The organism is Rathayibacter sp. AY1F2 (assembly GCF_002930885.1).
GTDB lineage: Bacteria > Actinomycetota > Actinomycetes > Actinomycetales > Microbacteriaceae > Rathayibacter.
Map to the genome: position 1 here is coordinate 74,011 of NZ_PSVG01000002.1, position 26,016 is coordinate 100,026.

The following is a 26,016-nucleotide window of genomic DNA, read 5'->3' on the forward strand; positions in this document are numbered from 1 at the left end:
TCGCACCAGGCCCGGCACGCAACAGCCGATCTCACCCGAATCCGGCCCACCCGAGCTCGCCTCGTGCGAGCCGCCGCTCTAGAACGCCAGCGCCGCCCCGAGGATGACCGCGTAGGCGAGCCCGCCCAGGCTGGTCAGCTGCAGCGCCAGGATGAGCTCCTTCGCCGTCTTCGCCGTCAGGGTGATCAGGATGGCCGGCAGGATCATCAGAAGCACGAAGAGCGTCAGCCACGCCAGCGGGTAGAACAGCGCGAGGATCACCGCGATGCCGAACGGGATCAGCACGAAGCCCGTGTAGATCGCTCGGGACACGGCCGGTCCTGCGAGCACCGCGAGGGTCCGCTTGCCCGAGAGGCGGTCGGTCGGGATGTCGCGGATGTTGTTGACCATGAGCACGGCGCAGGCGAACAGGCCCGCCGCCACGGCGCCGAGCCACGACTCCTGGTTGGTGCGGCCGATCTGCACGAACGTGGTGCCGACGGTGGCGACCAGGCCGAAGAACACGAAGACGAAGAGCTCGCCGAGCCCGAGGTAGCCGTAGGGGCGGCGTCCGCCGGTGTAGAACCAGCCGGCCGCGATCGCCGCCGCGCCGACGATCAGGAACCACCACTGCCCTGAGAGGGCGGTGAGCACGAGGCCGGCGACGGCCGCGATCCCGAAGAAGACCAGGGCGACGGTGAGCACCTGGCGGGGCTTCGCCGCTCCGGAGCCGGTCAGCCGCGAGGGTCCGACGCGGTTGGCGTCGGTGCCGCGCACGCCGTCGGAGTAGTCGTTGGCGTAGTTGACGGCGATCTGCAGGGCGAGCGAGACGGCCAGGCAGAGCAGGGCGCGCACCCAGTGCCAGCCCTCGTCGACGACCTGGGTCGCTCCGGTGCCGATGAGCACGGGGGCGACGGCCAGCGGGAGGGTGCGGAGGCGGGCGCCGGCGATCCACTCGCGGGGACCGGCGGGCTTCACGACGACCGCTCGCGGGCTGCCCCCGGGGCGGCCGCTGGAGGACTTCTTCTTGCGACTCGTACTCGACACGGAGGGAATCCTACCCACCGGCCCGTCGACGCTCGGAGCCGGTCAGGCCTGCTCGGCGAGCACCTCGAGGGCGCGGCGGTCGGGCTTCCCGGAGGCGAGGAGGGGGATGCGGCCGACCGGCAGCACGGCCGCGGGAGCGGCGGCGCGCCCGAGGCGGTCGGCGATCAGGGTGCGCAGGCCGGTGAGCGCGGGAGCCTCCTCCGCCGTGACGACGACCGGGACCTCGCCCCACTGCTCGTCCGCCCGCCGCACGACGACCGCGTCGGGGACGGGCCCCTCGCGGAGCACGGCCTCGACGGCGTCGAGCGACACCTTCTCCCCGCCCGACACGATCACGCGGTCGAGCCGACCGGTCACCCGGAGGCGCCCGTCGACGATCGACCCCGCGTCGCCCGTGCGGTACCAGCGCTCCCCGTCGAGCTCGAGGAAGGCGGAGGCGTTGCGCTCGTGGTCGATCGCGCCGTCGGCGTCGAGGTAGCCCTCCGCGAGGGTCGGGCCGCCGAGCAGCACCTGCCCGTTCTCGACGCGCATCCGCACGTCGTGGAGCGGGACGCCGTCGTAGACGCAGCCGCCGGACGTCTCGCTCGATCCGTAGGTCAGGCGGATGCGCGCACCGAGGGCGGCGGCGCGGTCCCGCAACGGCTGCGGCGTCGCCTGGCCGCCGATCAGGAGCGCGTCGAACGAGCGGAGCGCCTCGGCCGCGGCCGGATCGCGCTCGGCGAGATCCAGCAGCCTCGCGAGCTGCACGGGGACCAGCGAGGAGTACCTCCGCTCCCCCGCCGGCATCGTCCGAGCGAGAGCGAGGAAGGCCGCCGCGTCGAAGCCGCCGGCCGGGAGGACGACCGGGTCGGCCTCCGCCGTCAGCGAGCGGACGAGCACCTGCAGTCCCGCGACGTAGTGCGTCGGCAGGCAGAGCAGCCAGCGTCCCGGCCCGCCCAGCTCGGCGAGGGTCGCGGAGGCGCTGGTGAGCAGGGCCGCTGTCGAGAGCGCGACCCGCTTGGGCGGCCCCGACGAGCCCGAGGTCTCGACGACGACGGCGACGCGCTGGGGCACGACGGCGCCATCGGAGGCGGTCGCGGCGCCGGGGGCGGAGACGCGGATCGCCGGGCCGCTGCCGTCCAGGGCCGCGCGCAGAGCGAGGAGGACGGCCTCGACCGTCGCGTCGACACCGGCGAGCGGGCGGGTCACCTGCGTGCCCTCCGGCTCAGAACTGCCACGGGAACGGCGACCAGTCGGGCTCGCGCTTCTCGAGGAAGGAGTCGCGTCCCTCGACGGCCTCGTCGGTGCCGTAGGCGAGGCGCGTGGTCTCGCCCGCGAAGAGCTGCTGGCCCACGAGGCCGTCGTCCACGGCGTTGAACGCGTACTTCAGCATCCGGATGGCCGTGGGCGACTTGGTGAGGATCGTCTCGGCCCACTCCACCGCGGTCGTCTCGAGCTCGGCGTGCGGGACGACCGCGTTCACGGCGCCCATCTCGTAGGCGCGCTGCGCGGAGTACTCCCGCGCGAGGAAGAACACCTCGCGCGCGGCCTTCTGCCCGATCTGGCGGGCGAAGTACGCGGAGCCGTAGCCCGCGTCGAAGGAGCCGACGTCGGCGTCCGTCTGCTTGAAGCGCCCGTGCTCAGCGGAGGCGAGGGTGAGGTCGCAGACCACGTGCAGCGAGTGCCCGCCTCCCGCGGCCCAGCCGGGGACGGCCGCGATGACGACCTTCGGCATGAAGCGGATGAGGCGCTGCACCTCGAGGATGTGCAGGCGGCCGTTCCGCGCGGAGTCGATGCCCTCGGCGGTCTCGCCGTCGGAGTACCGGTAGCCGTCGCGGCCGCGGATCCGCTGGTCTCCTCCCGAGCAGAACGCCCAGCCTCCGTCGCGCGGGCTCGGGCCGTTGCCGGTGAGGATGACGACGCCGATGCGCGGGTTCGTCCGGGCGTCCTCGAGGGCGCGGAACAGCTCGTCGACCGTGCGCGGCCGGAACGCGTTGCGGACCTCGGGCCGGTCGAACGCGACCCGCGCGATGCGGCCGGAGCGGTCGTGGTGGTAGGTGATGTCCTCGAGTGCGTCGAAGCCGTCGACGGCCGCCCAGCGGTGGGCGTCGAACAGTTCGGAGACCTGCGTGCTCATGCCACGACCCTACTGATCTGGACTGCACGGCGACTCGACACCGCCCGGGCAGACGGAAGGGGACCCCGCTGACGCGGAGTCCCCTTGCCGGTGCTCGCCCCTACTTGGCGGCGGAGGTGGTGCGGTTCTCGGCCGACACCATCCAGGCGTACTGCTCGAGGCTCTGGATGATCGCGTGGAGGAGATCCGCGCTGGTCGGGTCCTCCTCGTCCACCTGGTCGTGGACCTCGCGCATGGTGGCGGCGGTGTTCTCGAGGCGGATCGTGACCAGGTCGACGGTCTCGGCCGTGTCGATCTCGCCGTGCGGGTACTCGGGGAGGGTGGTGGTCGCGGCGACGGTGTCGCTGCGGCCGTCCGGGATCCCGTGGAGGGCGCGCATGCGCTCGGCGATGTCGTCGCTGAACTCGCGCGCGGCCTCGATGATCTCGTCGAGCTGCAGGTGGAGGTCGCGGAAGTTCTTGCCGACGACGTTCCAGTGGGCCTGCTTGCCCTGGACGTGGAGCTCGATCAGGTCGACGAGGACGATCTGGAGGCTGTCGAGCAGCTCCTTGGAGGCCTTGAAGCCCTTCTCGGCGTTCTGACGGCGGCTGGTCTTGGCACCGGAGCCCGCGGGGGCTTCGACGTGGCGTTCGAGGGTGGTGGTCATGGACCGTTCCTTTCTCTTGCAGTGCCGGGTGCGGTGTCCCGCCCCGAGTCTGGCTTCTTCGGCTGGACGGCGCCCGCACGCGCGGGGTGCGCGCGCTGGGCGGGGCCCGTGGTTGCGGGGATCAGATCGTGGCGACGGATCCGGAGTCGACGCGGTAGTTCGAGCCGTTCACGAACGAGGCGCGGTCGGAGCAGAGGAAGGCGATCACGGCTGCGACCTCCTCGGCCTCGCCCCGGCGCTTCAGCTCCATGTACGGCCGCTCCTCGTCGAGGAAGGACGAGATCGCCTCGTCGACCGAGGTGCCCCTCTGCTCGGCGCGCTTGGACATCATCGCGTCGGTCATCGGAGTGCGGATGAACGCGGGCGAGACCGTGTTCACGAGCAGGCCCTCCTGCGCGTAGGAGCGCGAGAGTCCCTTGGCGAAGGCGAGGACGCCCGCCTTCGCGGCGCAGTAGGGCAGTTCGTCGTCGTAGGGCTGCACGGCGTCCTCGGAGGCGGTGAGCACGAGCCGGCCCCAGCCTCCGGTGCGGAGGTCGGGGAGGAACTCGCGCACGAGCCGCACGGGACCGAGCAGGTCGACCTCGAGGGTGCTGGTCCAGCCCTCGTCGTCGATCTCGTGGAAGAGGCCCTGCGCCCCCGTGACTCCGGCGCACTGCACGAGGATGTCGATCGCGCCGACCGCTCCGGCCACGCGGCGGTGCAGCTCGGCGAGCTGCTCCGTGCTGATGACGTCGGCGGCGAAGGCGTGCAGGCGGCCCTCCGGAGCGTCGAGCCCGGCCGCCGCCCGGTCGAGCTCCGCCTGGTCCTTGTCGGTGATCACGACGGTCGCGCCCTCGGCGAGGAGGAGCTGCGCCGTGGCCAGGCCGATGCCGGAGTCGCCTCCGGTGACGAGGGCGGTGCGGCCGGTGATCCCGAGATCCATGCTGAGGTGCTCCTTGTGGGTGCGGTGCGAGGGGGTGGTACCGGTCTACGCCCCTTGGAGCCGGCCCTCAACGGGTTGCGCGGACGCCGTCGGCGGGGTTACGCGCGGCCGACCTTCTCCGGCGCCAGCTCCTCGATGGTGATGGCCGCGTTGATCAACGCGAGGTGGCTGAGCCCCTGCGGCAGGTTGCCCCAGAAGGCCAGGTCGTCGACCGCGATCATCTCGGACATGATCCCGACGTCGTTCGGGACCGTGGCGACGAGCTCGTCCATCAGGGCGACCGACTCGTCGTGCCGACCGACGCAGGCCAGGGCGGAGGCGAGCCAGAACGAGCAGGCCACGAACGGGTGCTCCTCGCCCTCCATGCCGGAGTAGCGGAACAGCAGCGCGCCGCGGCCGAGCTCCTTCACCAGGGCGTCGATGGTGGAGATCATCCGCTCACCGCGCTCGTAGCCGCTGGGCGCGTGCAGGAGCACCGAGGCGTCCAGCTCCTCGCTGCCCGGGTACATCACGTAGGAGCCGAGCTCCTCGGACCAGCAGTGCTCCTCGATCCACTCCCGGATGCGGTCGCGCTCGAAGCGCCATCGGTCGGGGCTGCCCGCGACCTGGCCGAGCTCCGCCAGGTGCACGGCCGCGTCGAGCGCCTGCCAGCAGCCCATCTTCGAGGAGGTGTAGTGCTGCTCCTCCTCCAGCTCCCACATTCCTGCATCGCGGTTCCGCCACAGGTCGCAGGTGGTGTCGGCGACGCGGGCGAGGAGCCGACCGGTCTGGATGTCGAGGACGTTGCCCTCGTCGACGTAGATGCGGCAGATGTCGAAGAGGTCGCCGAAGACGCCCAGCTGCAGCTGGCTCTGCGCTGCGTTGCCGGCGACGACCGGGCCGATGCCGGCGTAGCCCGGGACGTCGAACTCCTCCAGGACGGTCGGCATGGAGCCGTCGAGTCCGTAGAAGATGTGCAGGTCCGGCCCGTGCTCCTTGATCGTGCGGAGGAGCCAGGACAGCGCGGCGTGCGTCTCCTCGCGCAGGCCGAAGCGCACCAGCGCGTGCATCGTGTACGCGGCGTCGCGCACCCAGGCGAAGCGGTAGTCCCAGTTCTTGCCGCCGTTGGGCGACTCCGGGAGCGACGTGGTCGCGGCCGCGGCGATGGCTCCTGTGGGCGAGTAGATCAACAGCTTGAGCGCGAGGGCGCTGCGCTGGACGGCCTCGGACCACGGGCCGTCGTAGGAGAACTCCTCCGACCAGTCCTGCCAGCTGCGGATGGTGCGGTCGATGCCGCGGTCGACGTTCTTCGCGACCGGGAAGTGCAGCGGCTCGTCGTGCGTGGCCGACACGACCAGGACGTGCCGCACGGCGTCCTTCCCCGCGGTCACGACGAAGGAGCCCGTCAGCTCGTCGCCGGCGCCGGAGGGTGCGTCGTCGCCGTCGGGCCCGTGCTCCTGCCCGGTGACGCCGATGGTGATGTCTCCGGCGCGGATGAGCGAGCGGCCGTCGGCGTTCTGGATCCACGGGGAGAACCGGCCGAGTCCCGTTCCGGGACGCACGGCCCACCGCATCCGCACCTCGCCGTCGACACCGTCCACGCGGCGCGCGAGCTCGGCCCACGGGAGGCGGCCCGCGATCCCGGTGACGAGCGCGTCCGTCACGCGGACGGTGCCCGACTCGGTGGTGAAGGTGGTCTCGAGGACGTTCGTGTCGCGGATGTAGGCGCGCGAGACCTCGGCGGGCTCCTCGGGGGCGAGCTCGACGCAGCCGCCGGACTCGGCGTCGATCAGGGCGGCGAAGGCGGGGGTGGAGCCGAGGTCCGGGACGGGCATCCAGTCGACGCTGCCGTCCTTCGCGATCAGGGCGACCGTGCGACCGTCTCCGATCGCGGCGTAGTCGCGCAGGGGCCTGGTCGAGCGGGGTGCAGCCATCCCCTCACCGTAGGGCGCGGGCGGTGCGCCGATTCGGGCTTGCGGGCGGACGGGCTTGCTTGTAGCGCCCGGTCAGGTCGCGGCGACTCCGCCGTACTCCTCGAGGCGGTCGGTGAACTCGCCGCGGTCCTCGTCCTGCAGGACCCCGTTCGCGTACCCGGCGAGGAACGCGCCCTGCGGGTCCGGCGAGAGGCCGACTCCGTCGAGCATGTCGGCGACCAGGCCGGTCGGATCGGCGTCGAGGTCGACGAGGCCCAGCTCGATCGCGGGCACGAGGTCGGCGGAGGAGCGGGCGGTGACGATCCAGAGCGCGGCCGAGGCCTCCTCGTCCGAGAGGTCGCCGTCGAGCTCGTAGCCCGCCTCCGACCACTCCTCGGGGGTGTCGGCCACCTCGACGTCGTCGAAGCCGAGGGGCGAGAGCGCTGCGGTGAAGCGGTCGACCGCCGCCTGCCTATCGGCGTCGGTCGAGACGTCGGCGGCGGCGTACTCGGTCGCCGAGATGTAGTCGTAGAGGAGGGAGGGCCCGCCGTAGGCGTTCTGCGACTGCTCGTAGTACTCGTCGTCGGCCGAGGTCCACTCCTCGGGGACGGCGCCCTCGACGGCCGCGACGGCCTTCTCGGCACTCGCGCGCACGTCCTCCGCGGACGGCTGGCCGAGGATCGTCGCGGCGTCGCCGTCCTGGTAGCCGGGGTAGTCGTAGAGCGGATCGGACGGGTCCCCGCTGCCGAACGGGTCGTCCGTCGGGTCGCCGAACGGCTCGGACGGAGCGCTCGTCGACGCGCTGCCGGCGGCGGAGTCGAGCGCGCCGCCCACTCCGACGGCGACGAGCGTGCCGAGCACGCCGGTGTAGACGACGCCCACGAGGAGGCTCGTGCCCAGCGCGATCCAGGCGCCCCTGCCGAGCGGGCGGTGGGAGGGGACGGAGCCCTGCGTCGGGCCCGGGGCGGGCGCGGGCGGCGGGCTCATCGGCATCTGGCTCATCGCACTCCTCCGGACTCCAACGGCAGCCTCGTCAGTCTGGCACCTCGGCGGCCGCTCGGAGGAGGGACCCCGGGGGCTTGCGCGCGCGTCGCCGACCTCCTGCGCGCGGGTGGCCGCCGCGTGGCCCCGGCCGGTGGACAATGGCCGGATGGACGACGTCGTGCCCGCCTCCCCGCTCCCCTCCCTCGGCGAGATCGACGCGGGACTCCGCGTCGTCGCTCTGCCGCTCCGCACCCGCTTCCGCGGCGTCGACCACCGCGAGATCGCGCTCGTGCGCGGCCCCGAGGGCTGGACCGAGTTCTCGCCCTTCCTCGAGTACGGCGCAGAGGAGTCGGCGGCGTGGCTCCGGGCGGCGATCGACTACGGCTGGAGCGAGCAGCCGGCACCGCTGCGCGACCGCATCCCGGTGAACGCGACCATCCCGGCCGTGGCACCGCACGAGGTCGCCGCCGTGCTCGCGAGCTACCACGGCTGCCGCACGGCGAAGGTGAAGGTCGCCGAGCGCGGCCAGACGCTGGCCGACGACGTGGCCCGGGTCGTCGAGGTCCGCCGCCTGCTCGGTCCGGAGGGCCGGATCCGCGTGGACGCGAACGGCGGCTGGAACCTCGACGAGGCCGAGCACGCCGTCCACGCCCTCGCGGAGTCCGACCTCGAGTACGTCGAGCAGCCGTGCGCGAGCGTCGACGAGCTGGCGGAGCTGCGCTACCGGGTGAAGTACATGGGCATCCCGATCGCCGCCGACGAGAGCGTCCGCAAGGCCGCCGATCCGCTCGCCGTCGCCCGGGCCGGAGCCGCGGACCTGCTGGTCGTGAAGGCCCAGCCGCTCGGCGGGACGCGCCGGGCGCTGGCCCTCGTCGCCGAGGCGGGGCTGCCGGCGGTGGTCTCGAGCGCGATCGACAGCTCGGTCGGACTCGCCATGGGCGCCGCCCTGGCCGCGGCGCTCCCCGAGCTGCCCTTCGACTGCGGACTCGGCACCGCGTCCCTCCTCGCCGCGGACGTCACGGAGCGGCCGCTGCGGCCGGTCGACGGCGGCATCCCCGTCGGCCGCGTGGAGGTCTCGGAAGAGCTCCTCTCCCGTCACGCCGTGTCGCCGGAGCGGCTCGCCTGGTGGCGGGCGCGGCTCCGCGACTCCTACGCGCTGCTCTGATCGTCGGCGGCGGGCGCCGTGTCGGAGGGGCGGCAGAATGGGAGCGTCGGCCGCCGGTGCCCGACGCGTCCCCCACCCTCGAGCATCGGAGCCCCGTGAGCGCATCGACCGTCCCCGTCTTCCTCGACTGCGACACCGGCATCGACGACTCGCTCGCCCTGGCGTACCTCCTCCGCTCGCCCCGGGCCCGCCTCGTCGGGATCAGCACGGTCAGCGGCAACACCGACGCCCGCCGGGCCGCCGTCAACAGCCTCGGCCTGCTCGCGCTGGCCGGCCGCGACGACGTGCCGGTCGCCGTGGGGGCGCACCACTTCCTCGAGGAGGACTACGCCGGCGGATCCCCGCACGTGCACGGCGACGACGGCATCGGCGGGGTCGCGCTGCCCGAGGGCGGCGAGCCGGTCGACGAGGATCCGGCCGACCTCCTCCTCCGTCTCGCCCGCGAGCACGAGGGCGAGCTGCGGCTGGTCGCGATCGGCCCGCTGACGAATCTCGCGCTCGCCCTCCGTGCGCACCCGGAGATCGCGTCCCTCGTCCACTCGGTGACGGTGATGGGCGGAGCCGCGCTGGTCCCCGGCAACGTGACCGCCGTGGCGGAGGCCAACATCTGGCACGACCCGGCGGCCGCCGCCGAGGTCGTCGCGGCCGACTGGGATCTGACGCTCGTGCCCCTGGACGTGACCATGCGGCACCTGCTGACGGAGGAGGACCGCGCCGTCCTGCTCGCGTCGCCCGATCCCCTCGCGCAGGCCATCGGGCAGGCGCTCGACTTCTACTTCGACTTCTACGTCGGCCACTTCGGCGAGCGCACCGCTGCCATGCACGACCCGATGGCCGCCGCGATCGCTGTCGACGCCGTCGCCCTCACCTCCGCCCCGCGCGTCCACGTCACTGTCGACGCCACCCACGGCCCCGGCCGCGGCCAGACCGTCGCCGACCTCCGCGGCATCTACCGCGGCGTCCATCCCTCCGACGCCCGCACCCGCATCGTCCTCGCCCTCGACGCCCCTTTCGCCCCCCACCTCATCGACATCGTCACCGCCGTCTGACCCGTCCGCCGTCGCCCCCGGCGTCCACCACCGCCACCCGACAGGCACGGATCCGCCCGCAGCCCGTCCATGCCCCCTGTGCGCGACACGCCCGCTCCGCGCACTACTCGACCAGCAGGCACCGCCCCCCCCCTGCGCGTCCATCTGCGGAAACTCGACCGGCCCGCTCCCCGCGTTCGCGCCATGGGATCTCGATACGCGCGCTGCGCGCGCTACCCGATCAGCATGTTCCGTCGACCGCCGTCTACCCCGGCCTTCCCGCGAAGCCCAGCTCATCAGAACCCGGCCGCGTAGCGGAGCCCACCCGGACCCGACCGCGAAGCGGAGCCCAACGAACTCGACCGCGTAGCGGAGCCCAACGAACCCGACCGCATAGCGGAGCCCGGCCAGACCCGACCGCGAAGCGGAGGCCTCCCGCGGCGACCGCGAAGCGGAGCCGTCCTCGTTCGTGTCCTGGTAAGCGGTCGGCGGGGCCTGGTGGGGTCGATCGCAAGGCGGAGGCGTCGGGCGTAGCGGAGCTACGTTCGTCGCCGACAACGCCGCGAGCGGCCCCGCCAGGCCCCGCCGACCCGATCGCAAGGCGGAGGGGTCGGGCGTAGCGGAGCTACGTTCGTCGCCGACAACGCCGCGAGGGGCCCCACCAGGCCCCGCCGACCCGATTACATGCCGGTGTCGAGGCCGGAGTAGGCATGGAGTCCCTTGAAGAACACGTTGACGACGCCGAAGTTGAACATGACGGCGGCGAAGCCGACGATGGCGAGCCAGGCGGAGGGGGTGCCGCGCCAGCCGCGGGTGGCGCGGGCGTGGATGTAGCCGGCGTAGATGGTCCAGATGATGAAGGTCCAGACCTCCTTGGTGTCCCAGCCCCAGTAGCGGCCCCAGGCCTTCTCGGCCCAGACGGCGCCGGCGATGAGCGTGAAGGTCCAGAGGATGAAGCCGAGGATCGTGACGCGGTAAGCGAGGTTCTCGAGGGTGAGGGAGCTGGGCAGGGTGCGCAGGAAGCGGAGGACCGAGCGGGGGCTGTCGCCGGAGGATTCGCGGCGGGCCTGGAGGAGTTGGGTGACCGAGAGCGCGAAGCCGAGGGCGAAGAACGCGGTGCCGAGGATCGCGACGAGCACGTGGATGACCAGCCAGTAGGACTGGAGTGCCGGCGGGAGCGGGACGACGGCGACGTAGTAGTTGACGGTCGCGATGCCGAGGAGCACCAGGACGAGGCCGGTGATGAACGCTCCGAGGAAGCGGAGGTCCCAGCGCAGCTGGACGGCGAGGAAGACGCCGATGATGATGAGCGTCCCGGTCATCGAGAACTCGTACATGTTCGCCCAGGGGACGCGGCCGGCGGCGACGCCGCGGAGGACGGTCGCGCCGAGGTGGAGCACGAAGCCGAGGAGCGTGAGCGAGAACCCGATGCGCATGGTCTTCGAGCGGGCGGGGGCGCGGTAGACCTCGTCCTCGACGCGGCTGCCGATGCGGGAGAGCGTCGCGGTGCGTCCGGAGCCGGCGGCGGCGACGGTGGCCTTGCCGCTGGCCGCGCGGTCGGCGGCGGCCGCGGAGGCGACGCGCTCCGCCTCCTGCACGACCTCGATCGACTCGCCGTCGGCCAGGGAGGCGCGGCGGGCGAGGTCGATCGCGAAGAAGACGAACGCCATGGCGTAGATGCCCATGGCGGAGGAGAGGCACAGCACCGAGTACTGCGAGAGGGTCGCGATCACCTCCTCAGGGTAATCGCTCGCCGCCCCGCCCGCCCCTTCGCGCTTGCACAGACTCGGCCCCTGCCCAGCCGGGCGACGCCTGTGGAGGGGCCTCCGGGGCGTCCGGGAGGCGGGTCAGTCGAGCGGGGCGTGCCGGTCGGCGATCGTCCGCACGGCGCGCACCAGCTGGGGGTCCTCGCCGCGGGCGAGTCCCGCGTACTCGAGGAGGAGGCCGCCGTCGTCCTGGGCGGTCGCCTTCACCCACACGCGGCGCCGCGGGACGAACAGCGAGGTGAGGAGTCCGGCGAGCACGAGGATCGCGAAGAGCAGCACCCAGCCCTGGGTCGCGTCGTGGTGGATGTCGAACGAGGCGAAGCGCTTGACGCTGTCGGTGCCGATCCGCGTCGGGTCGGCGCCCGTGTTGTCGAAGGTCACGCTGCCGAGCCCGTTCGGGAGCTCGGCCGTGTCGCCGGGCTTGAGGGTGATCGGCGCGACGCCGGTGGTGCCGCCGGTGAGCCGGGTCAGCGAGTCGGTGTTGAGCACGTAGACGGATGTGGGCACTCCCCCGTCGAGGCCGAGGTCGCCCGCGAAGACGTTCAGCGAGAGCACGGGGTACTGCAGGTCGGGGAAGATCGAGGTCGACGCCCCGGAGGCCAGCGTGTCCTGCGTCGGGTAGAAGAAGCCGGTGAGGCCCAGCTGCTCCGAGAGCCCGTCCGGCACCTTCACGACGCCGACGGAGGTCAGGTTCGCGTCCTGCGGGAGGAACGGCACCGAGTCGGTGAAGATCGCCCGGCCGGAGGGGTCGCGGACCGTGATCGTCGGGGCGTAGCCGTTGCCGAGGAGGTAGACGTTCGTGCCGCCGATCGCGAGCGGGTCGTTGACCTTGATCGTGCGGTCCTCGGTGCCCCCGCCGCGCTCGGAGGTCGTGACGTTCGCGGTGAAATCGACGGGCTGGCCGAGCGCCGACTGGTTCTGCTCCTCGTACTTCACGTCGAGGCTGTCGAGGGTCAGCTGGTACGGGTCGAGCTGGCTGCTGTCGAAGAAGCGGCCGGGGTTGAAGGAGTCGTAGGCCGCGAGGTTGTTCGCGAACCCCTGGGAGCCCTCGACCAGCACGCGCTGCCCGCTGTAGCCGAACCCGCCGCCCACTCCGACGGCGACGAGGATGCCGACCAGGGCGGAGTGGAAGACCAGGTTGCCGGTCTCGCGGAGGTAGCCGCGCTCGGCCGAGACGCTCGACCAGCGGCCGCGCGGGTCGTCGTAGCGCTCGACGCGGTAGCCCGCCCGGCGCAGGACGGAGTGGGCGGAGGCGACGGCCTCCTCCTCCGTCGCGCCCTCGACCTCGCGGACGGTGTAGCCGGCGAGGCGCTGCAGGCGTGCCGGGGTGCGCGGCGGCCGCGACCGCATCGCCTGGAAGTGGTGGCGCGTGCGCGGGACGATGCAGCCGATCAGGGAGATGAACAGCAGCAGGTAGATGCTCGAGAACCAGGCGGAGGTGTAGGTGTCGAACGCCTGCACCTTGTCGAGCAGGGGCGCGAGGTCGGGGTTGTCGACGAAGTACTGGGTCACGCCGTTGGGGTCGGAGGAGCGCTGCGGCACGAGCGATCCGGGGACCGCCGCGATCGCCAGCAGCAGCAGCAGGAACAGCGCCGTGCGCATGCTGGTGAGCTGGCGCCACATCCAGCGGAGCCAGCCGGTGAACCCGAGCGCCGGCTGCGTGACGGTGCCGTCGGAGTCGTAGTGGTCGGCGGGGCGGAAGGAGGCGTCCGTCCTCCGCTGCGCGGCCTCGTCGGGGCGGCGCGTGCTCTCCTCGGGCTCAGATCGCCGGCTGGAAGCCATCGATCACCGCCGAGAGGGATCCGTAGACGAGGGTGTTCCAGATGCCCGTGACCATCAGGACTCCGATCAGGACGAGGGCGGCGCCGCCGAGGATGTTGACCACGCGGATGTGGCGCTTCACGAAGGCGAGCGTGCTGGTCACCCAGCTGAAGCCGAAGGCGACGAGGAGGAAGGGGATGCCGAGTCCGAGGCAGTAGACCAGGGCGAGGAGGGCGCCGCGCCAGGGCGAGCCCACGCCGTAGCTGAGGGCGAGGATCGAGCTCAGCGTCGGGCCGAGGCAGGGCGTCCAGCCGACGCCGAAGACGATGCCGAGCAGCGGCGCTCCGATCAGCCCGGTGGCGGGACGGATCCCGGGCCGGAGCGTGCGCTGGAGGAACGAGAACTGGCCGATGAAGACGAGCCCCATCGCGATCACGACGAGCCCGAGGACGCGGGTGATCAGGTCGGTGTACTGGCGCAGCCAGAAGCCGACCGTGCCCGCCGCCGCACCGTAGAGGACGAACACCAGCGAGAATCCGAGCACGAAGAGGAGGACGCCCAGCACGACCCGGCGGCGTCCGCGTGCCGCGCGCTCGTCGGCGTCGGTGAATCCGCCGACGTAGGCGAGGTAGCCGGGCACCAGCGGGAGCACGCAGGGCGACGCGAAGGACACGAGCCCGGCCAGGAGCGCGATCGGCACGGCCAGCAGGAGCTGACCGCTGACGACGATGTCGCCCACGCCGCTACTCCCCCTCGGCGAGCGTGTCGCCCACGAGGGTCGAGAGGATCGACGCCTCCTGGAGCTGGCCGAGGATGCGCGACGCGACGCGCCCCTCCCTGTCGAGGACGAGCGTCGTGGGCACGGCGTTCGGCGGGACGGTGCCGGTGAAGGCGAGCTGCACCGACGAGTCGGTGTCGACGATGGAGGGGTAGCCGAGCCCGAAGGTCTCGGCGAAGGCGGCCGCGGTGGGGGCCTGGTCGCGCACGTTGACGCCGACGAACGACACGCCCTTGTCGGCGAACTCCGTGTTCACCGTCTCGAGGTCAGCGGCCTCGGCGCGGCACGGGGCGCAGCTGGCGTACCAGAAGTTGACGACGACGACCTGCCCGGCGAGGTCGGCGGAGTCGATGGTGGCGCCGGTCTCGTCGGTGCCGGAGAAGACGATGGGGTCGTCCCGGTCGGCGGCGGCGATCTCGGTGACGGTGCCGTCCCCCGAGATGTAGCCCTTGTTGCTGCCGTTGCGGTACTGGTCGGCGAGCGGATCCTCGGAGCAGCCCGTCAGCGCGAGCGCGGCGGCCAGCGCGAGGACGCCCGCTGCGCGGAGCCGCCCCGTCCGGCGCATCAGACCGCTCCCACGTCGGTGGCCAGGCCCTGCAGGCCGGCGGCCGGGTCGGAGTAGCCGACCTCGACGAAGCCGTCCCCGCGCCGCTCGAGGGTCGTGATGCTCGAGAGCGCGCAGCGGCGCTTGCGCGGATCGTGGAAGAGGCGCTCGCCGGCGAGGGCGCGGTGGACCGTCCAGATGGGGAGCTGGTGGCTGACGATCGCGGCGTCGCCCTCCTCCGTGCTCTCCCACGCCGACTCGATCGCCGCGTACATCCGCGCCGAGATGGAGAGGTACGGCTCGCCCCAGCTGGGCTCGAAGGGGTTGCGGAGCCAGGGCCAGTGCTTGGGGTTCCGCAGGGCGGAGCTGCGCGCGGCGAGGGACTTCCCCTCGAAGCGGTTGCTCGGCTCGATCACCCGCTCATCGGTGCGGATCTCGAGCTCGAACGCCTGCGAGATCGGCTGCGCGGACTCCTGCGTGCGCTGGAGCGGCGAGGCGATCAGCGCCGTGACGTGGCGACGGCGCTCGAGCAGGTCGTCGGCGGCGGAGCGGGCCATGCGGTGGCCCAGATCCGAGAGCCGGAAGTTCGGGAGTCGCCCGTAGAGGACCCGGTCGGGGTTGAACACCTCGCCGTGCCGCACGAGATGGATCTGATCGGCAACCACGAGCGTCAAGTGTACGGAACGCGGCGTGGGGGAACGCCGGGAAAAGGGTCGCCTGAGCCGAACCTGAGCGGAGCCTCAGCGCCGCGCCGAGACCGCCGCCGACAGCCGCCGCACGAGCGGTCCGGGCAGGTGCCGCACCACGGCCATCGGGACTCCGAAGCGCACCGACGGCACCGAGACGACGGAACCGCGCGCGACGTCGCGGAGGAACTCCTCGACCACTGCGTCCGCATCGAGCCAGAGGAAGGAGGGGATGGAGGAGGTGTCCATCGCCGCCCGCTCGTGGAACTCGGTGCGCACCCAGCCCGGGCAGAGCGCGGCCGAGCGGACGCCGGTGCCGCGCAGCTCGACGGCCAGCGACTGCGCGAAGGCGGTCGCCCACGCCTTCACCGCGGAGTAGGGGCCGAGGTGCACGAAGCCCGCGACGCTCGAGACCGTGAGGATCGCGCCGCGGCCGCGGGAGGTCATCGCCTCGGCCGCCGCGCCCGAGAGCACGGCGACCGAGCGCACCATCACCTCGAAGGCACGGTCCTGGGCGGCGACGTCCGGCTCGGCGAAGGTCCCGTCGATCCCGAAGCCGGCGTTGTTGACGAGGACGCGGACCGGACGAGCCGGATCGACGAGCCGCGCGCGCACGCGCTCGACCTGCTCGCGGTCGCCGAGGTCCGCGGGCAGGACCTCGACCGCCGCGGCGCCGAGGCCGCGCAGTCCGGCCGCCGCCTCCTGGAGGCGCTGCTCGCTGCGGGCGACGAGGACGAGGCTCCAGCCGCGGCGCGCGAACGCCCGGGCGAAGGCGAGGCCGCTGCCGGAGGACGCGCCGGTGATCAGTGCGGTGCTCATGCGCTCAGGAGGGCGGCGAGGCCGTCCTCGCTCACGACGGGGATCCCGTAGTCGCGGGCCTTCCTCGCCTTGCCGGACAGGGAGTCGGGATCGGCGGCGACGACCAGCTTGACCTTCTTCGTCACTCCGGGGTGAGCGATCAGCCCGCAGTCCTCGAGGACGGTCGTCCACTCCTGGCGGGTCCGGCGCATCTCCCCGGTCAGGACGACGAGGTCGCCCGGCTCGAGCGAGAAGCGGTCGACGACGGGCGCGGGCTGTTCGACGGCGTTCCGCGGCTCCGTGGCGGCGACGAGCCGCTCGTGATCGATGCCGAGCAGTTCGGCGACAGTGGCGAGGTCCATCAGCTCGTCGTCGGCGAGGACGCCGTCCGACCAGGCGACCGCGGTCAGGTCGTCGAAGTAGCGGTCGTGGAGGACGCGCACGACCGCACGACCGATTCCGAGGTCGTCGGCCGCGGTGACCAGTTCGCGCTCCTCGTGCGCTGAGATGACGCGGTCCAGGAGGCAGCGGTCCAGGAGGGCGAGGTACTCGCCGTGCTCTACGGGTCCGGAGTGGTCGGGCATCCGCTGGACGACGCGCTCCAGGAAGGAGGCGGGAGCCACGGCGGTCGCGGGTCGGGGCGTCCACAGTGTGCGCCTCCGCGGAACGGGAGGCCAGCCGTAGGCGAGTGCCTCTCTCAGGTGATCGTCCCAGGGGTCGCGACCACCGGAGACGGCGATGTACTCCGCGAGCAGGCGGCCCGTGGCGGTCGCATCGACGACCGCTCGGTGAGCGTTCTCCAGCGGGATGTCGAAAGCGGCGCAGCAGTCGGCGAGCGAGCGCCCCGCACCCGGCAGGAACTCGCGTGCGAGCTGCATCGTGCACAGCAGCATCTCGCTCGAGAGTGTCGTCTCGACGCCGAGTCGGGCCAGTTCCGCTGTCAGGAACCGCCGCTCGAAGCTCGCGTTGTGGGCGACGACCACCCGACCGTCGAGATGTGTCAGCAGATCGGAGGCGATCGCGGCGAAGGACGGTGCGTCGAGTATCTCGCGCGCCGAGATGCCGTGGATCCTCTGCGCACCGAGATCGCGGTCCGGGTTCACGAGCGTCTCGAACGCCGCCTCGAAGCGCCCCTCCGCATCGAGATGGACGACAGCGACCTCGATGACGCGGTCGCCCCGCTCGGGACGGACCCCCGTCGTCTCGAAGTCGATGACCGCGAATCCCGGTCCCGCCATGGCACATCCCCCTCGGATCCTCTCGAGCCGCGCGCTCGCTCCGCGATGCTAGCCCGACGCCGGAGCACGCAGGGGGACCGACTGCACCCCCTTTCGTGCTGCGCCGGAGGCCTCGGGCCGGCGCGTGCTCCTGCTCCGCGCCCGCCCGGCGGCCCCCGAGTAGACTCCCCTACCGTGACCGACGAGACCCGCCTCCCCCGAACCACTGTCAAGAAGCTCGCCGCGCTCGAGGACGGACCCGTCCGCGTGTCCGGCTGGGTCGAGACCGTGCGCGACCAGAAGAAGGTGCAGTTCGTCGTCCTGCGCGACGAGTCGGGTGCCGTGCAGCTGGTGAACCCGGCCGTGCGCGAGGCCGTCGAGGGCGACAACGCGTCGGCTGCGCGCCTCGCGATCACCGAGGAGATCTCCGGCCTCGCCCAGGGCTCCTTCATCACCGTCACCGGCTCGCTCAAGCACGACGAGCGCGTGAAGCTCGGCGGCATCGAGGTCAAGCTCGAGACGCTCGAGGTCGTCGCCGCGTCGATCCCGGAGGCGCCGATCGCGCCCGACTCCGGCATCGACAAGCGCATGGACTGGCGCTTCCTCGACCTGCGCCGTCCCGAGCAGAACCTCATCGCCCGTGTGCAGACCACGTTCGAGCACGCGCTGCGCACGTACTGGATCGAGCACGACTTCATCGAGATCCACACCCCGAAGCTCATGGCGAGCGCCTCGGAGTCGCGGGCCGAGCTCTTCGAGGTCGAGTACTTCGAGACGAAGGCCTACCTGGCGCAGAGCCCCCAGTTCTTCAAGCAGATGGCGCAGCCCGCCGGCTTCGGCAAGGTCTTCGAGGTCGGCCCCGCCTTCCGCGCCGACCCGAGCTTCACCTCGCGTCACGCGACCGAGTTCACGAGCGTCGACGCCGAGGTCTCCTGGATCGACTCGCACGAGGACGTCATGGAGCTGCACGAGCAGCTGATGGTCGCCGGCCTCACCGCCGTCGTCGAGAAGCACGGCGCCGAGGTCAAGGCGCTCTTCGACATCGACCTGACCGTCCCGACCACGCCGTTCCCGCGCATCCCGCTCGCCGAGGCCAAGCGCATCGTCGCCGAGCGCGGCTACGAGGTGCCCCGGGCCGACGACGACATGGACCCCGAGGGCGAGCGCCGCATCGCGGCCTACGTGCAGGAGGAGTTCGGGCACGACTTCGTGTTCCTCACCGACTACGCGTCAAGCATCCGGCCGTTCTACCACATGCGCCGCGAGGGCGACGGGACGATCACCAACAGCTACGACCTCATCTACAACGGCGTCGAGATCTCGACCGGAGCCCAGCGCGAGCACCGCGTCGACGTCCTCGTCGAGCAGGCCCGCGAGAAGGGCCTGGACCCGGAGGAGCTCGAGTTCTACCTCGACTTCTTCCGCTACGGCGTCCCGCCGCACGGCGGCTTCGGCATGGGGCTCTCGCGCGTGATCATGCTGATGCTGAACCAGGCGAACCTCCGCGAGGTCACCTACCTGTTCCGCGGCCCGACCCGCCTGCTGCCGTAGGCGCGGATCCCGGTCGCGGGAACCCCGGACCATCGAGACCGCCGCGGACGGCGGGTCCCCCTCGATGCGCCGGGGTTCCCTCGCGCCAGCCGCTAGGGAACCGGCAGCACCACGAGGTCGAGGTAGTCGGCCAGGCACGCCACCATGTCCACCGCGTCGCGCTCGAGCAGCCACTGCAGCTGCACGCCGTCCCAGAGCGCGATGATCGACGCCGCCACCCGCTCCGGATCGGACCCCTCGCGCAGGCGCCCGGCGGCCTGGAGCTCGCGCAGCTCGGCCGCGTACTCGCTGCGGAGGCGGCGGAACCGCGCGGCGAAGAAGTCGCGCCCCGGGTGCTCCTGCGTCGTCGACTCGCCGCAGAGCACGGCGTACAGCTCGATCACTCCGGGCGCCGTCTCGTTGTAGCGGGTCTGCCGCAGGATGCCGGCGACCAGCCCCTCCTCCGGGTCCGGCGGCGAGGAACCGTCGCCCGTGATCAGGTCGCGGTGCTCGAGGACCGCGAAGAGCAGGTCGGTCTTCGACGGGAAGTAGTGCAGGAGGCTCGTCTGGCTGAGCCCGACGCGGTCGGCGACCTCCTGGAGGGAGCCGCGGGCGTAGCCCCGCGCGGCGAAGACCTGGTGGGCGGCCTCGATGATGGCGCGGCGGCGCTCGGCCGACTTCGCGTACGGGCCGCGTCGCCTCGTCGCCTCCGCCATCGACCCCTCCTCAGCACTGGAGGCGCCTCGCCGTGCCCCTCGAACGGCCAGCGTAGCGGCGGCGGAGGAGCAGTGCCGCCAATTTCGAGTACCTACTCGAATTCGTGGTAGCGTCCCGATCATCGCCGGGTGAGACTCCCCGGCTCTCCACCACGACGAAGTGAGGGAAGATGCATCCGTTCACCCGGAGACAGCTCATCGCCGCCGGTCTCGGCACCGCGGCACTCGGGAGCCTGACGGCCTGCGCGACACCGGGCACCGTCTCGGTCAACACGGCGCCGACGATCGCCCCGGCCACCGGCCCGGTCCGCCTGCAGTACTGGGGCTGGCTGAAGGACCTGCAGAAGGTCTGCGACGTCTGGAACGCCTCGCACCCCGAGATCCAGGTCGAGGCCGTCTGGATCCCCGGCGGCAACGCGGGCGGGTACCAGAAGCTCTACTCGGCCCTCGCCGCGGGCGGCGGGCCCGACCTCGGCCAGGTGGAGATCCGCTCCGTCCCCGAGTTCATGCTCGTCAACGGCCTCGTCGACCTCACCCGGTACGGCGTCGAGCAGTACCGCGACCTGTACGACCCCACGCTCTGGGGCCAAGTCAGCTACACCGGCGGCGTCTACGGCATCCCGCAGGACAGCGGCCCGATGGCGCTCTTCTACCAGCCCGAGGTGTTCGGGAAGGTGGGTGCGGAGCCGCCGACGACCTGGGACGACTGGGCCGCGGTGGCGACGGAGCTGCGCGGAGCCGGCTCCTACATCGACTGCTTCCCCCTCGCCGACGCCTCGGTCTTCGCCGCGTTCGCGACGCAGGCCGGTGCGCAGTGGCTGCGCCCGGAGGAGGACGGCTGGGTCATCGACATGACCGACGACGCCACGACGCGCGTCGCCTCCTTCTTCGACACGGCCATCGACCAGGACCTGGTGCAGACCGGTTACGGCGCGTACTCCCCCGCGTGGTTCGCGGCCGCGGCGAAGGGCGGGATCGCCTCCTGCGCCACCGGCAGCTGGGGCGACGCCCTGATCGAGGGGGTCAGCGGAGGCGCGGGCAAGTGGCGCGCTGCTCCCATGCCGGTCTGGGGCGACACCGGCTTCGGCTCGAGCTTCCTCGGCGGATCGACCGCGGCGGTGTTCTCGAGCAGCAAGCACCCGGAGGAGGCGATCGAGTTCGCCGTCTGGATGACCACCACGCAGGAGGGCATCGACGCGATGATCGCCAACAGCGGCATCGGCTGGTCTCCCGCGGTCGGCGAGATCGGCACGGCCCGCAAGGGTCCGAGCGACTTCTTCAGCGGGCAGAACTACAACGAGGACGTCCTCGTGCCCGCATCGAAGGAGCAGAACCCGGACTGGTCCTGGTGGCCCGTCACGCAGCAGTCCTTCAACATCCTCAGCGACGGCTTCCGGAAGAAGGCGTCCGGGCTCTCGCTCGTGGACGCGGTCGCCGAGGCGGAGCAGCAGATCATCACGGTCTTCGAGAACAAGGGCCTGAGCATCAGGAGGGCCTCCGCATGACCACCACGACCTCCCCCGCCGCCGCGGTCGCGGCCACCACGCGGACGCCGGGCGCGCCCCGGCGCAGCCGCGCGGTCGCCCGCGCCCCGTGGATCCTCCTCGGCCCCTTCCTGGCCCTGTTCGTCCTCACGTTCATCGTCCCGATCGTCGTCGCCGTCGGCTCCAGCTTCACGAAGGTGACGCGCTCCGGCCTCTTCGGCGAGGCCGGGGTCACCAGCGGGTTCGCGGGCTTCGACAACTACGCGCAGGCCCTCGCCGACGGCAACTTCATCGCCTCCATCGGGCGGATGTTCCTCTTCGGCATCGTCCAGGTGCCGGTGATGATCGCCCTCTGCACCGTCCTCGCGCTGATGCTCGAGTCGGCGTCGGCGAAGTTCCCCGGCTTCTTCCGGGCGGCCTACTTCCTCCCCTACGGAGTGCCCGGAGTGATCGCGACGATCCTGTGGTCGTTCCTCTACGTGCCCGGCCTCAGCCCGCTCATCGACGCGGCGAACGTGGTCGGGCTCCAGCCCGACTTCCTCGGTGCGGACACGGTGCTCTGGTCGATCGCGAACATCTCGCTCTGGAGCTACACCGGCTACAACATGCTGATCATCGTCGCCCAGCTGAAGGCGATCCCGGTCGAGCTCTACGAGGCGGCGAAGGTCGACGGCGCCTCCACCTGGCGCGTCGCCCGCAGCATCCAGCTGCCGCTCATCCGCCCCGCGCTGGTGCTGACGACGATCTTCTCGATCATCGGAACGCTCCAGCTGTTCGCCGAGGCGCAGGTGCTGAAGACGGTCGCTCCGGCGATCGACAGCCAGTACACGCCGAACCTCAGCGCGTACACCACGGCCTTCGCCTACAACGACTACAACGTCGCCGCCGCCCAGGCCGTCCTGATCGCGCTGGTCGCGTTCCTGCTCTCCTTCACGTTCCTCTCGATCTCGAACAGGAGGTCGTCATGAGCCGCACCGAGACCCCGCCGACCACGACCACCGGAGTCGTCACCGCCGACCGCCCCGTGAAGGCCGGACGCGGGCCCGACCGCTCGGCCGGCCGCAACCGCGCCTCGACCATCATCGTCACCGCGATCCTCGTCGTCGTGGCGGTCTACTTCCTCATCCCCGTCTACTGGGTCGTCGTCGCGGCGACCAAGACGACCGAGGACCTCTTCGCCACCTACGGCTTCTGGTTCGCCCCGACGTTCGCGCTCTGGGACAACCTGACGCAGGTGCTGACCTACGGCGACGGCATCTTCGTCCGCTGGTTCCTCAACTCCGTCCTCTACGCCGGAGTGGGCGCCCTGCTCGCGACCTACCTCGCCGCGGCCGGCGGCTACGCGCTGGCCAAGTACGAGTTCCGCGGCAGCAGGCTCGTGTTCGGGACGATCCTCGCGGGCGTCCTGGTGCCGGGCACCGCGACCGCTCTGCCGCTGTTCCTGCTCTTCAGCCAGATGGGCATCGCGAACACCTACTGGAGCGTGCTGATCCCCTCGCTCGTCTCGCCGTTCGGGCTGTTCCTCTGCCGGATCTACGCTCAGGCGACCGTGGACACCGCGATCATCGAGGCGGCGCGCATCGACGGCGCCGGGGAGCTGCGGATCTTCCACACGCTCGGGCTGCGCATCCTGACTCCCGCGCTGGTCACCGTGTTCCTCTTCCAGCTGGTCGGGATCTGGAACAACTACTTCCTGCCCCTGGTGATGCTCTCGGACACGAACCTGTTCCCGATCACACTGGGACTGAACAACTGGCTCGGACAGGTCGACCGCCTGCCCGAGTTCTACGAGCTGACGACCGGCGGCGTCCTGCTGTCGATCATCCCGCTCGCCATCGCCATGATCGTGCTGCAGCGCTTCTGGCGCGGCGGCCTGACGGAAGGCTCCGTGAAGTGACGACTCCCCCGACGACCTCCCACTACCTGACGGACACCGGACCGGGCTCCGGCCGCCGCCGGGCCCCCCGCTCGTGGCTGCACACCGACGCCCCGGCGCTCCCGCTGGACGGGGAGTGGCGCTTCCGCCTGCTCCCCGCCGCTCCGGGGACCCCGGGCGGCGCCGGCGTGCTGCCGGAGGGCGAGGGCGTGGACGCCGTCGGGGACGAGTCGTTCGACGACTCCGGCTGGGACCTGATGCCGGTGCCCTCGCACTGGGTGCTGCAGGGCGACGGGCGCTACGGACTGCCGGTCTACACGAACGTGCAGTTCCCGTTCCCGACCGAGCCGCCGTTCGTGCCGGACGCGAACCCGACGGGCGACTACCGCCGCACTGTCGTGGTCCCGGAGGAGTGGGACTCCGCCGAGGCGGTCGTCCTGCGCTTCGACGGGGTCGAGTCCCGCTACCGCGTCTGGGTCAACGGCGTCGAGATCGGGATCGGCTCCGGCAGCCGGCTCGCGCAGGAGTTCGACGTCACCGGCGTCGTCCGCCCGGGCGAGAACCTCGTCGTGGTCCGCGTGCACCAGTGGTCGGCCTCGAGCTACGTGGAGGACCAGGACCAGTGGTGGCTGCCGGGGATCTTCCGCTCGGTGCACCTGCTCGCGCGCCCCGTCGGCGGGATCGAGGACGTGTGGCTGCGCTCCTCCTTCGCCGGCGGCGCGGGCCGCATCGAGGCGGAGGTGACCGCCGCGGCCGACGCGTTCCCGCTGACGCTGCGCGTGCCCGGGCTCGGGATCGAGACGGTCTGGGCCTCGGCGGAGGAGATCGCCGCGATCGAGGTCCCCGAGGTCGAGCCGTGGTCGGCGGAGGCTCCGCGCCTCTACGACGCGACGCTCGCCTCCGCCGGCGAGACGGTCTCGCTGCGGCTCGGCTTCCGCACGGTCGAGATCCGCGGCGACCGCTTCCTGGTCAACGGCGAGCGCGTCGTCTTCCATGGAGTCAACCGCCACGAGACGCACCCCGACCGCGGTCGAGCGTTCGACGAGGACTCCGCCCGCGAGGACCTCGCGATGATGAAGCGCTTCAACGTGAACGCCATCCGCACCAGCCACTACCCGCCGCATCCCCGTCTGCTCGACCTCGCCGACGAGCTCGGCTTCTGGGTGGTCCTCGAGTGCGATCTCGAGACCCACGGCTTCGAGCGGGTCGGCTGGGCGGGCAACCCCAGCGACGACCCCGCCTGGCGAGAGGCCTACCTCGACCGCATCGAGCGGACCGTCGAGCGCGACAAGAACCACCCGAGCATCGTGCTCTGGTCCCTCGGCAACGAGGCGGGCACCGGCGCGAACCTCGCCGCGATGTCCGCCTGGGTGCACGGCCGCGACCCCGAGCGCCCCGTCCACTACGAGGGCGACTACACCGGCGCGTACACCGACGTGTACTCGCGGATGTACTCCTCGATCCCCGAGACCGAGCGGATCGGCACCGACGGCTCGCTCACTCCGCTGCTCGGCTGCTCCCCCGGCGAGTCCGCTCGGCAGCGCTCCAAGCCCTTCCTGCTCTGCGAGTACGTGCACGCGATGGGCAACGGCCCGGGAGCGATCGACCAGTACGAGGACCTCGTCGACCGCTTCCCGCGGCTGCACGGCGGCTTCGTCTGGGAGTGGCGCGACCACGGCCTGCGGGCGCGCACGCCGGAGGGCGTCGAGTACTACGCGTACGGCGGCGACTTCGGCGAGGTGGTGCACGACGGCAACTTCGTGATGGACGGCATGGTGCTCTCCGACGGCACGCCCAGCCCGGGCCTGTTCGAGTGGAAGCAGATCGTCGCTCCGGTGCGCCTCACGGTCCGCGGCGACGGCGTCGTCATCGAGAACCGCCGGCACGACGCCTCCACCGCCGATCTGCGCTTCGCGTGGCGGGTCGAGCGGGACGGGCGGGTCACCGCGGAGGGAGTGCTCGACGCCCCGGTCATCGCGGCCGGCGACGCCGTGCACGTCGAGCTCCCCCCGCTCGAGGTGCGTCCCGGCGGCGAGACCTGGCTCACCGTCGACGCGGTCCTCGACGCCTCGACCGCCTGGGCGGAGGAGGGCCACGTGCTCTCCACCGGTCAGCACCTCCTCGCCGTGCCGTCGGCGGTGCCCGCGTGGACCCGCGCCGTCCGCGCCGCTCCGCCCCTCGAGGGCGGCGCGCTCGGAGTCGCGCGGTTCCGCGACGGCCGGCTCGCCTCCCTCGCCGGCCTGCCCGTCGACGGACCGCGCGCCGAGCTCTGGCGCGCCCCGACCGACAACGACGAGGGCGCGGGCTTCCCCGGCTACGTCACCGGCGACCCGTACGACGGCGACGGCCGCGGGATGCCGGCCCCCTCCTCCGCCGCCCGCTGGCGCGAGGCCGGACTCGACCGCCTGGTCGGCCGCGTGCAGGAGGTGGACGCCTCCGCCGGGCTCCGCCGCGTGACCCGCTTCTCGGCCGCGGACCTCGACGCGGGACTCCTGATGGAGGAGCGCTGGAGCGTCGACGGGGAGAGCACGGTCCTCCGCGTCGACCTCGTGCCGACCCGGGGCTGGGACTCCGTCTGGCCGCGGCTGGGCATCCGGATCGACATGCCCGCGTCGATCGACGGCGCGGAGTGGTTCGGCACCGGCCCGCTCGAGTCCTACCCCGACAGCCTCCGGGCCGCGCGGGTGGGGCGCTTCACGGCGGACATGGACCGGCTGACGACTCCGTACGCCCGCCCGCAGGAGAGCGGTCACCGCAGCAGCGTGCGCGAGCTGACGCTGACGGAGGCGGGCTCGCCCCGGCTCCGCATCGAAGCCGCGCGCGACCTGCACGGGCGCCTCCCCGGCTTCACCCTGGCGCGGCACACGCCGCAGGAGATCACGGCAGCCGCGCACCCGCACGAGCTGCCGGAGTCGGAGCGCGCGGTCCTCGTGATCGACGCCGCCCAGCACGGCCTGGGCTCCCGCGCGTGCGGTCCGGACGTGTGGCCCGACTTCCAGCTGCGGCCGGAGGCGCGGACGATCCTCCTCCGCTTCACCGCGGCCGGCTGAGCGCCGGGAGAGGACGAGGGAAGGCCCGCGG

At 72.2% G+C, this 26,016-nt stretch carries 22 protein-coding genes; 7 read left to right on the forward strand and 15 right to left on the reverse strand.

Annotation, left to right across the window (positions count from 1 at the left end; translation table 11 throughout):
• Positions 1-78: 78 nt before the first annotated feature.
• The 7 genes from C5C54_RS02070 to C5C54_RS02100 form a co-directional block, all read right to left on the reverse strand.
• On the reverse strand, positions 79-1,026 hold the full coding sequence (locus tag C5C54_RS02070) for a 1,4-dihydroxy-2-naphthoate polyprenyltransferase (RefSeq protein WP_374953116.1): 948 nt from the start codon (positions 1,024-1,026) through the stop codon (positions 79-81).
• Between the two features lie 42 nt (positions 1,027-1,068).
• Positions 1,069-2,214 carry an AMP-binding protein gene (locus tag C5C54_RS02075; protein ID WP_181127833.1) on the reverse strand — a complete coding sequence of 382 codons (1,146 nt, stop codon included), beginning with the start codon at positions 2,212-2,214 and terminating at the stop codon, positions 1,069-1,071.
• Positions 2,215-2,230: 16 nt separating this feature from the next.
• On the reverse strand, positions 2,231-3,142 hold the full coding sequence (locus C5C54_RS02080) for a 1,4-dihydroxy-2-naphthoyl-CoA synthase (protein WP_068255374.1): 912 nt from the start codon (positions 3,140-3,142) through the stop codon (positions 2,231-2,233).
• A gap of 100 nt (positions 3,143-3,242) precedes the next feature.
• Positions 3,243-3,788, reverse strand: coding sequence for a Dps family protein (locus tag C5C54_RS02085; protein ID WP_104223596.1), 546 nt, complete (start codon positions 3,786-3,788; stop codon positions 3,243-3,245).
• A gap of 121 nt (positions 3,789-3,909) precedes the next feature.
• A complete protein-coding gene (locus C5C54_RS02090) occupies positions 3,910-4,710 on the reverse strand; it encodes an SDR family NAD(P)-dependent oxidoreductase (RefSeq protein ID WP_104287692.1) in 801 nt (266 codons plus the stop codon).
• A 98-nt stretch (positions 4,711-4,808) separates the two neighbouring features.
• Complete coding sequence (locus tag C5C54_RS02095) at positions 4,809-6,623, reverse strand: glycoside hydrolase family 15 protein (protein ID WP_104247930.1); 1,815 nt, start codon at positions 6,621-6,623, stop codon at positions 4,809-4,811.
• Positions 6,624-6,695: 72 nt separating this feature from the next.
• A complete protein-coding gene (locus C5C54_RS02100; protein ID WP_104247929.1) occupies positions 6,696-7,604 on the reverse strand; it encodes a hypothetical protein in 909 nt (302 codons plus the stop codon).
• A gap of 148 nt (positions 7,605-7,752) precedes the next feature.
• On the opposite strand from C5C54_RS02100, the gene C5C54_RS02105 reads away from it, so the two are divergent.
• Together C5C54_RS02105 and C5C54_RS02110 are read left to right on the forward strand one after the other, a co-directional pair.
• The gene (locus C5C54_RS02105; RefSeq protein WP_104247928.1) at positions 7,753-8,751 is read left to right on the forward strand and encodes an o-succinylbenzoate synthase; all 999 of its coding nucleotides are present in this window, start codon (positions 7,753-7,755) and stop codon (positions 8,749-8,751) included.
• A 95-nt stretch (positions 8,752-8,846) separates the two neighbouring features.
• Positions 8,847-9,800: a nucleoside hydrolase gene (locus C5C54_RS02110; protein WP_104287693.1), complete on the forward strand. Its 954-nt coding sequence runs from the start codon at positions 8,847-8,849 to the stop codon at positions 9,798-9,800.
• A 659-nt stretch (positions 9,801-10,459) separates the two neighbouring features.
• On the opposite strand, the gene ccsB is transcribed toward C5C54_RS02110, so the two are convergent.
• The 7 genes from ccsB to C5C54_RS02145 form a co-directional block, all read right to left on the reverse strand.
• Positions 10,460-11,464, reverse strand: a complete 1,005-nt coding sequence (ccsB, locus tag C5C54_RS02115) for a c-type cytochrome biogenesis protein CcsB (protein WP_104224871.1) — start codon at positions 11,462-11,464, stop codon at positions 10,460-10,462.
• A gap of 162 nt (positions 11,465-11,626) precedes the next feature.
• A complete protein-coding gene (locus C5C54_RS02120; protein ID WP_104282433.1) occupies positions 11,627-13,327 on the reverse strand; it encodes a cytochrome c biogenesis protein ResB in 1,701 nt (566 codons plus the stop codon).
• On the reverse strand, positions 13,305-14,045 hold the full coding sequence (locus C5C54_RS02125) for a cytochrome c biogenesis CcdA family protein (protein WP_244230512.1): 741 nt from the start codon (positions 14,043-14,045) through the stop codon (positions 13,305-13,307). Before C5C54_RS02125 ends, C5C54_RS02120 begins: the two co-directional genes overlap by 23 nt.
• 4 nt (positions 14,046-14,049) lie before the next feature.
• Positions 14,050-14,649, reverse strand: a complete 600-nt coding sequence (locus C5C54_RS02130; protein ID WP_104249773.1) for a TlpA disulfide reductase family protein — start codon at positions 14,647-14,649, stop codon at positions 14,050-14,052.
• Positions 14,649-15,293, reverse strand: a complete 645-nt coding sequence (locus C5C54_RS02135) for a histidine phosphatase family protein (protein WP_104224864.1) — start codon at positions 15,291-15,293, stop codon at positions 14,649-14,651. The genes C5C54_RS02130 and C5C54_RS02135 overlap by 1 nt, the downstream gene beginning before the upstream one ends.
• Positions 15,294-15,368: 75 nt before the next feature.
• Positions 15,369-16,133 (reverse strand): SDR family oxidoreductase, encoded by a 765-nt coding sequence (locus C5C54_RS02140; protein WP_104287694.1) that lies wholly within the window; start codon positions 16,131-16,133, stop codon positions 15,369-15,371.
• Positions 16,130-17,350, reverse strand: coding sequence for an exonuclease domain-containing protein (locus tag C5C54_RS02145; protein WP_104287695.1), 1,221 nt, complete (start codon positions 17,348-17,350; stop codon positions 16,130-16,132). Before C5C54_RS02145 ends, C5C54_RS02140 begins: the two co-directional genes overlap by 4 nt.
• 174 nt (positions 17,351-17,524) lie before the next feature.
• Between C5C54_RS02145 and aspS the strand changes: the two genes are divergently transcribed.
• Complete coding sequence (gene aspS / locus C5C54_RS02150) at positions 17,525-18,880, forward strand: aspartate--tRNA(Asn) ligase (RefSeq protein ID WP_258063179.1); 1,356 nt, start codon at positions 17,525-17,527, stop codon at positions 18,878-18,880.
• Positions 18,881-18,972: 92 nt separating this feature from the next.
• Here the strand turns inward: aspS and C5C54_RS02155 are convergent, their stop codons facing one another.
• The gene (locus C5C54_RS02155) at positions 18,973-19,575 is read right to left on the reverse strand and encodes a TetR/AcrR family transcriptional regulator (protein ID WP_258059340.1); all 603 of its coding nucleotides are present in this window, start codon (positions 19,573-19,575) and stop codon (positions 18,973-18,975) included.
• Positions 19,576-19,745: 170 nt separating this feature from the next.
• Between C5C54_RS02155 and C5C54_RS02160 the strand changes: the two genes are divergently transcribed.
• Genes C5C54_RS02160 through C5C54_RS02175 form a run of 4 tightly spaced genes read left to right on the forward strand, consistent with a single transcriptional unit; the run spans position 19,746 to position 25,985 of the window.
• A complete protein-coding gene (locus C5C54_RS02160) occupies positions 19,746-21,080 on the forward strand; it encodes an ABC transporter substrate-binding protein (protein WP_104224859.1) in 1,335 nt (444 codons plus the stop codon).
• Positions 21,077-22,027 (forward strand): carbohydrate ABC transporter permease, encoded by a 951-nt coding sequence (locus tag C5C54_RS02165; RefSeq protein ID WP_104287697.1) that lies wholly within the window; start codon positions 21,077-21,079, stop codon positions 22,025-22,027. Before C5C54_RS02160 ends, C5C54_RS02165 begins: the two co-directional genes overlap by 4 nt.
• Positions 22,024-22,956, forward strand: a complete 933-nt coding sequence (locus tag C5C54_RS02170) for a carbohydrate ABC transporter permease (RefSeq protein ID WP_104225919.1) — start codon at positions 22,024-22,026, stop codon at positions 22,954-22,956. Before C5C54_RS02165 ends, C5C54_RS02170 begins: the two co-directional genes overlap by 4 nt.
• The gene (locus C5C54_RS02175) at positions 22,953-25,985 is read left to right on the forward strand and encodes a glycoside hydrolase family 2 TIM barrel-domain containing protein (RefSeq protein WP_219812139.1); all 3,033 of its coding nucleotides are present in this window, start codon (positions 22,953-22,955) and stop codon (positions 25,983-25,985) included. The genes C5C54_RS02170 and C5C54_RS02175 overlap by 4 nt, the downstream gene beginning before the upstream one ends.
• Positions 25,986-26,016: the final 31 nt, after the last annotated feature.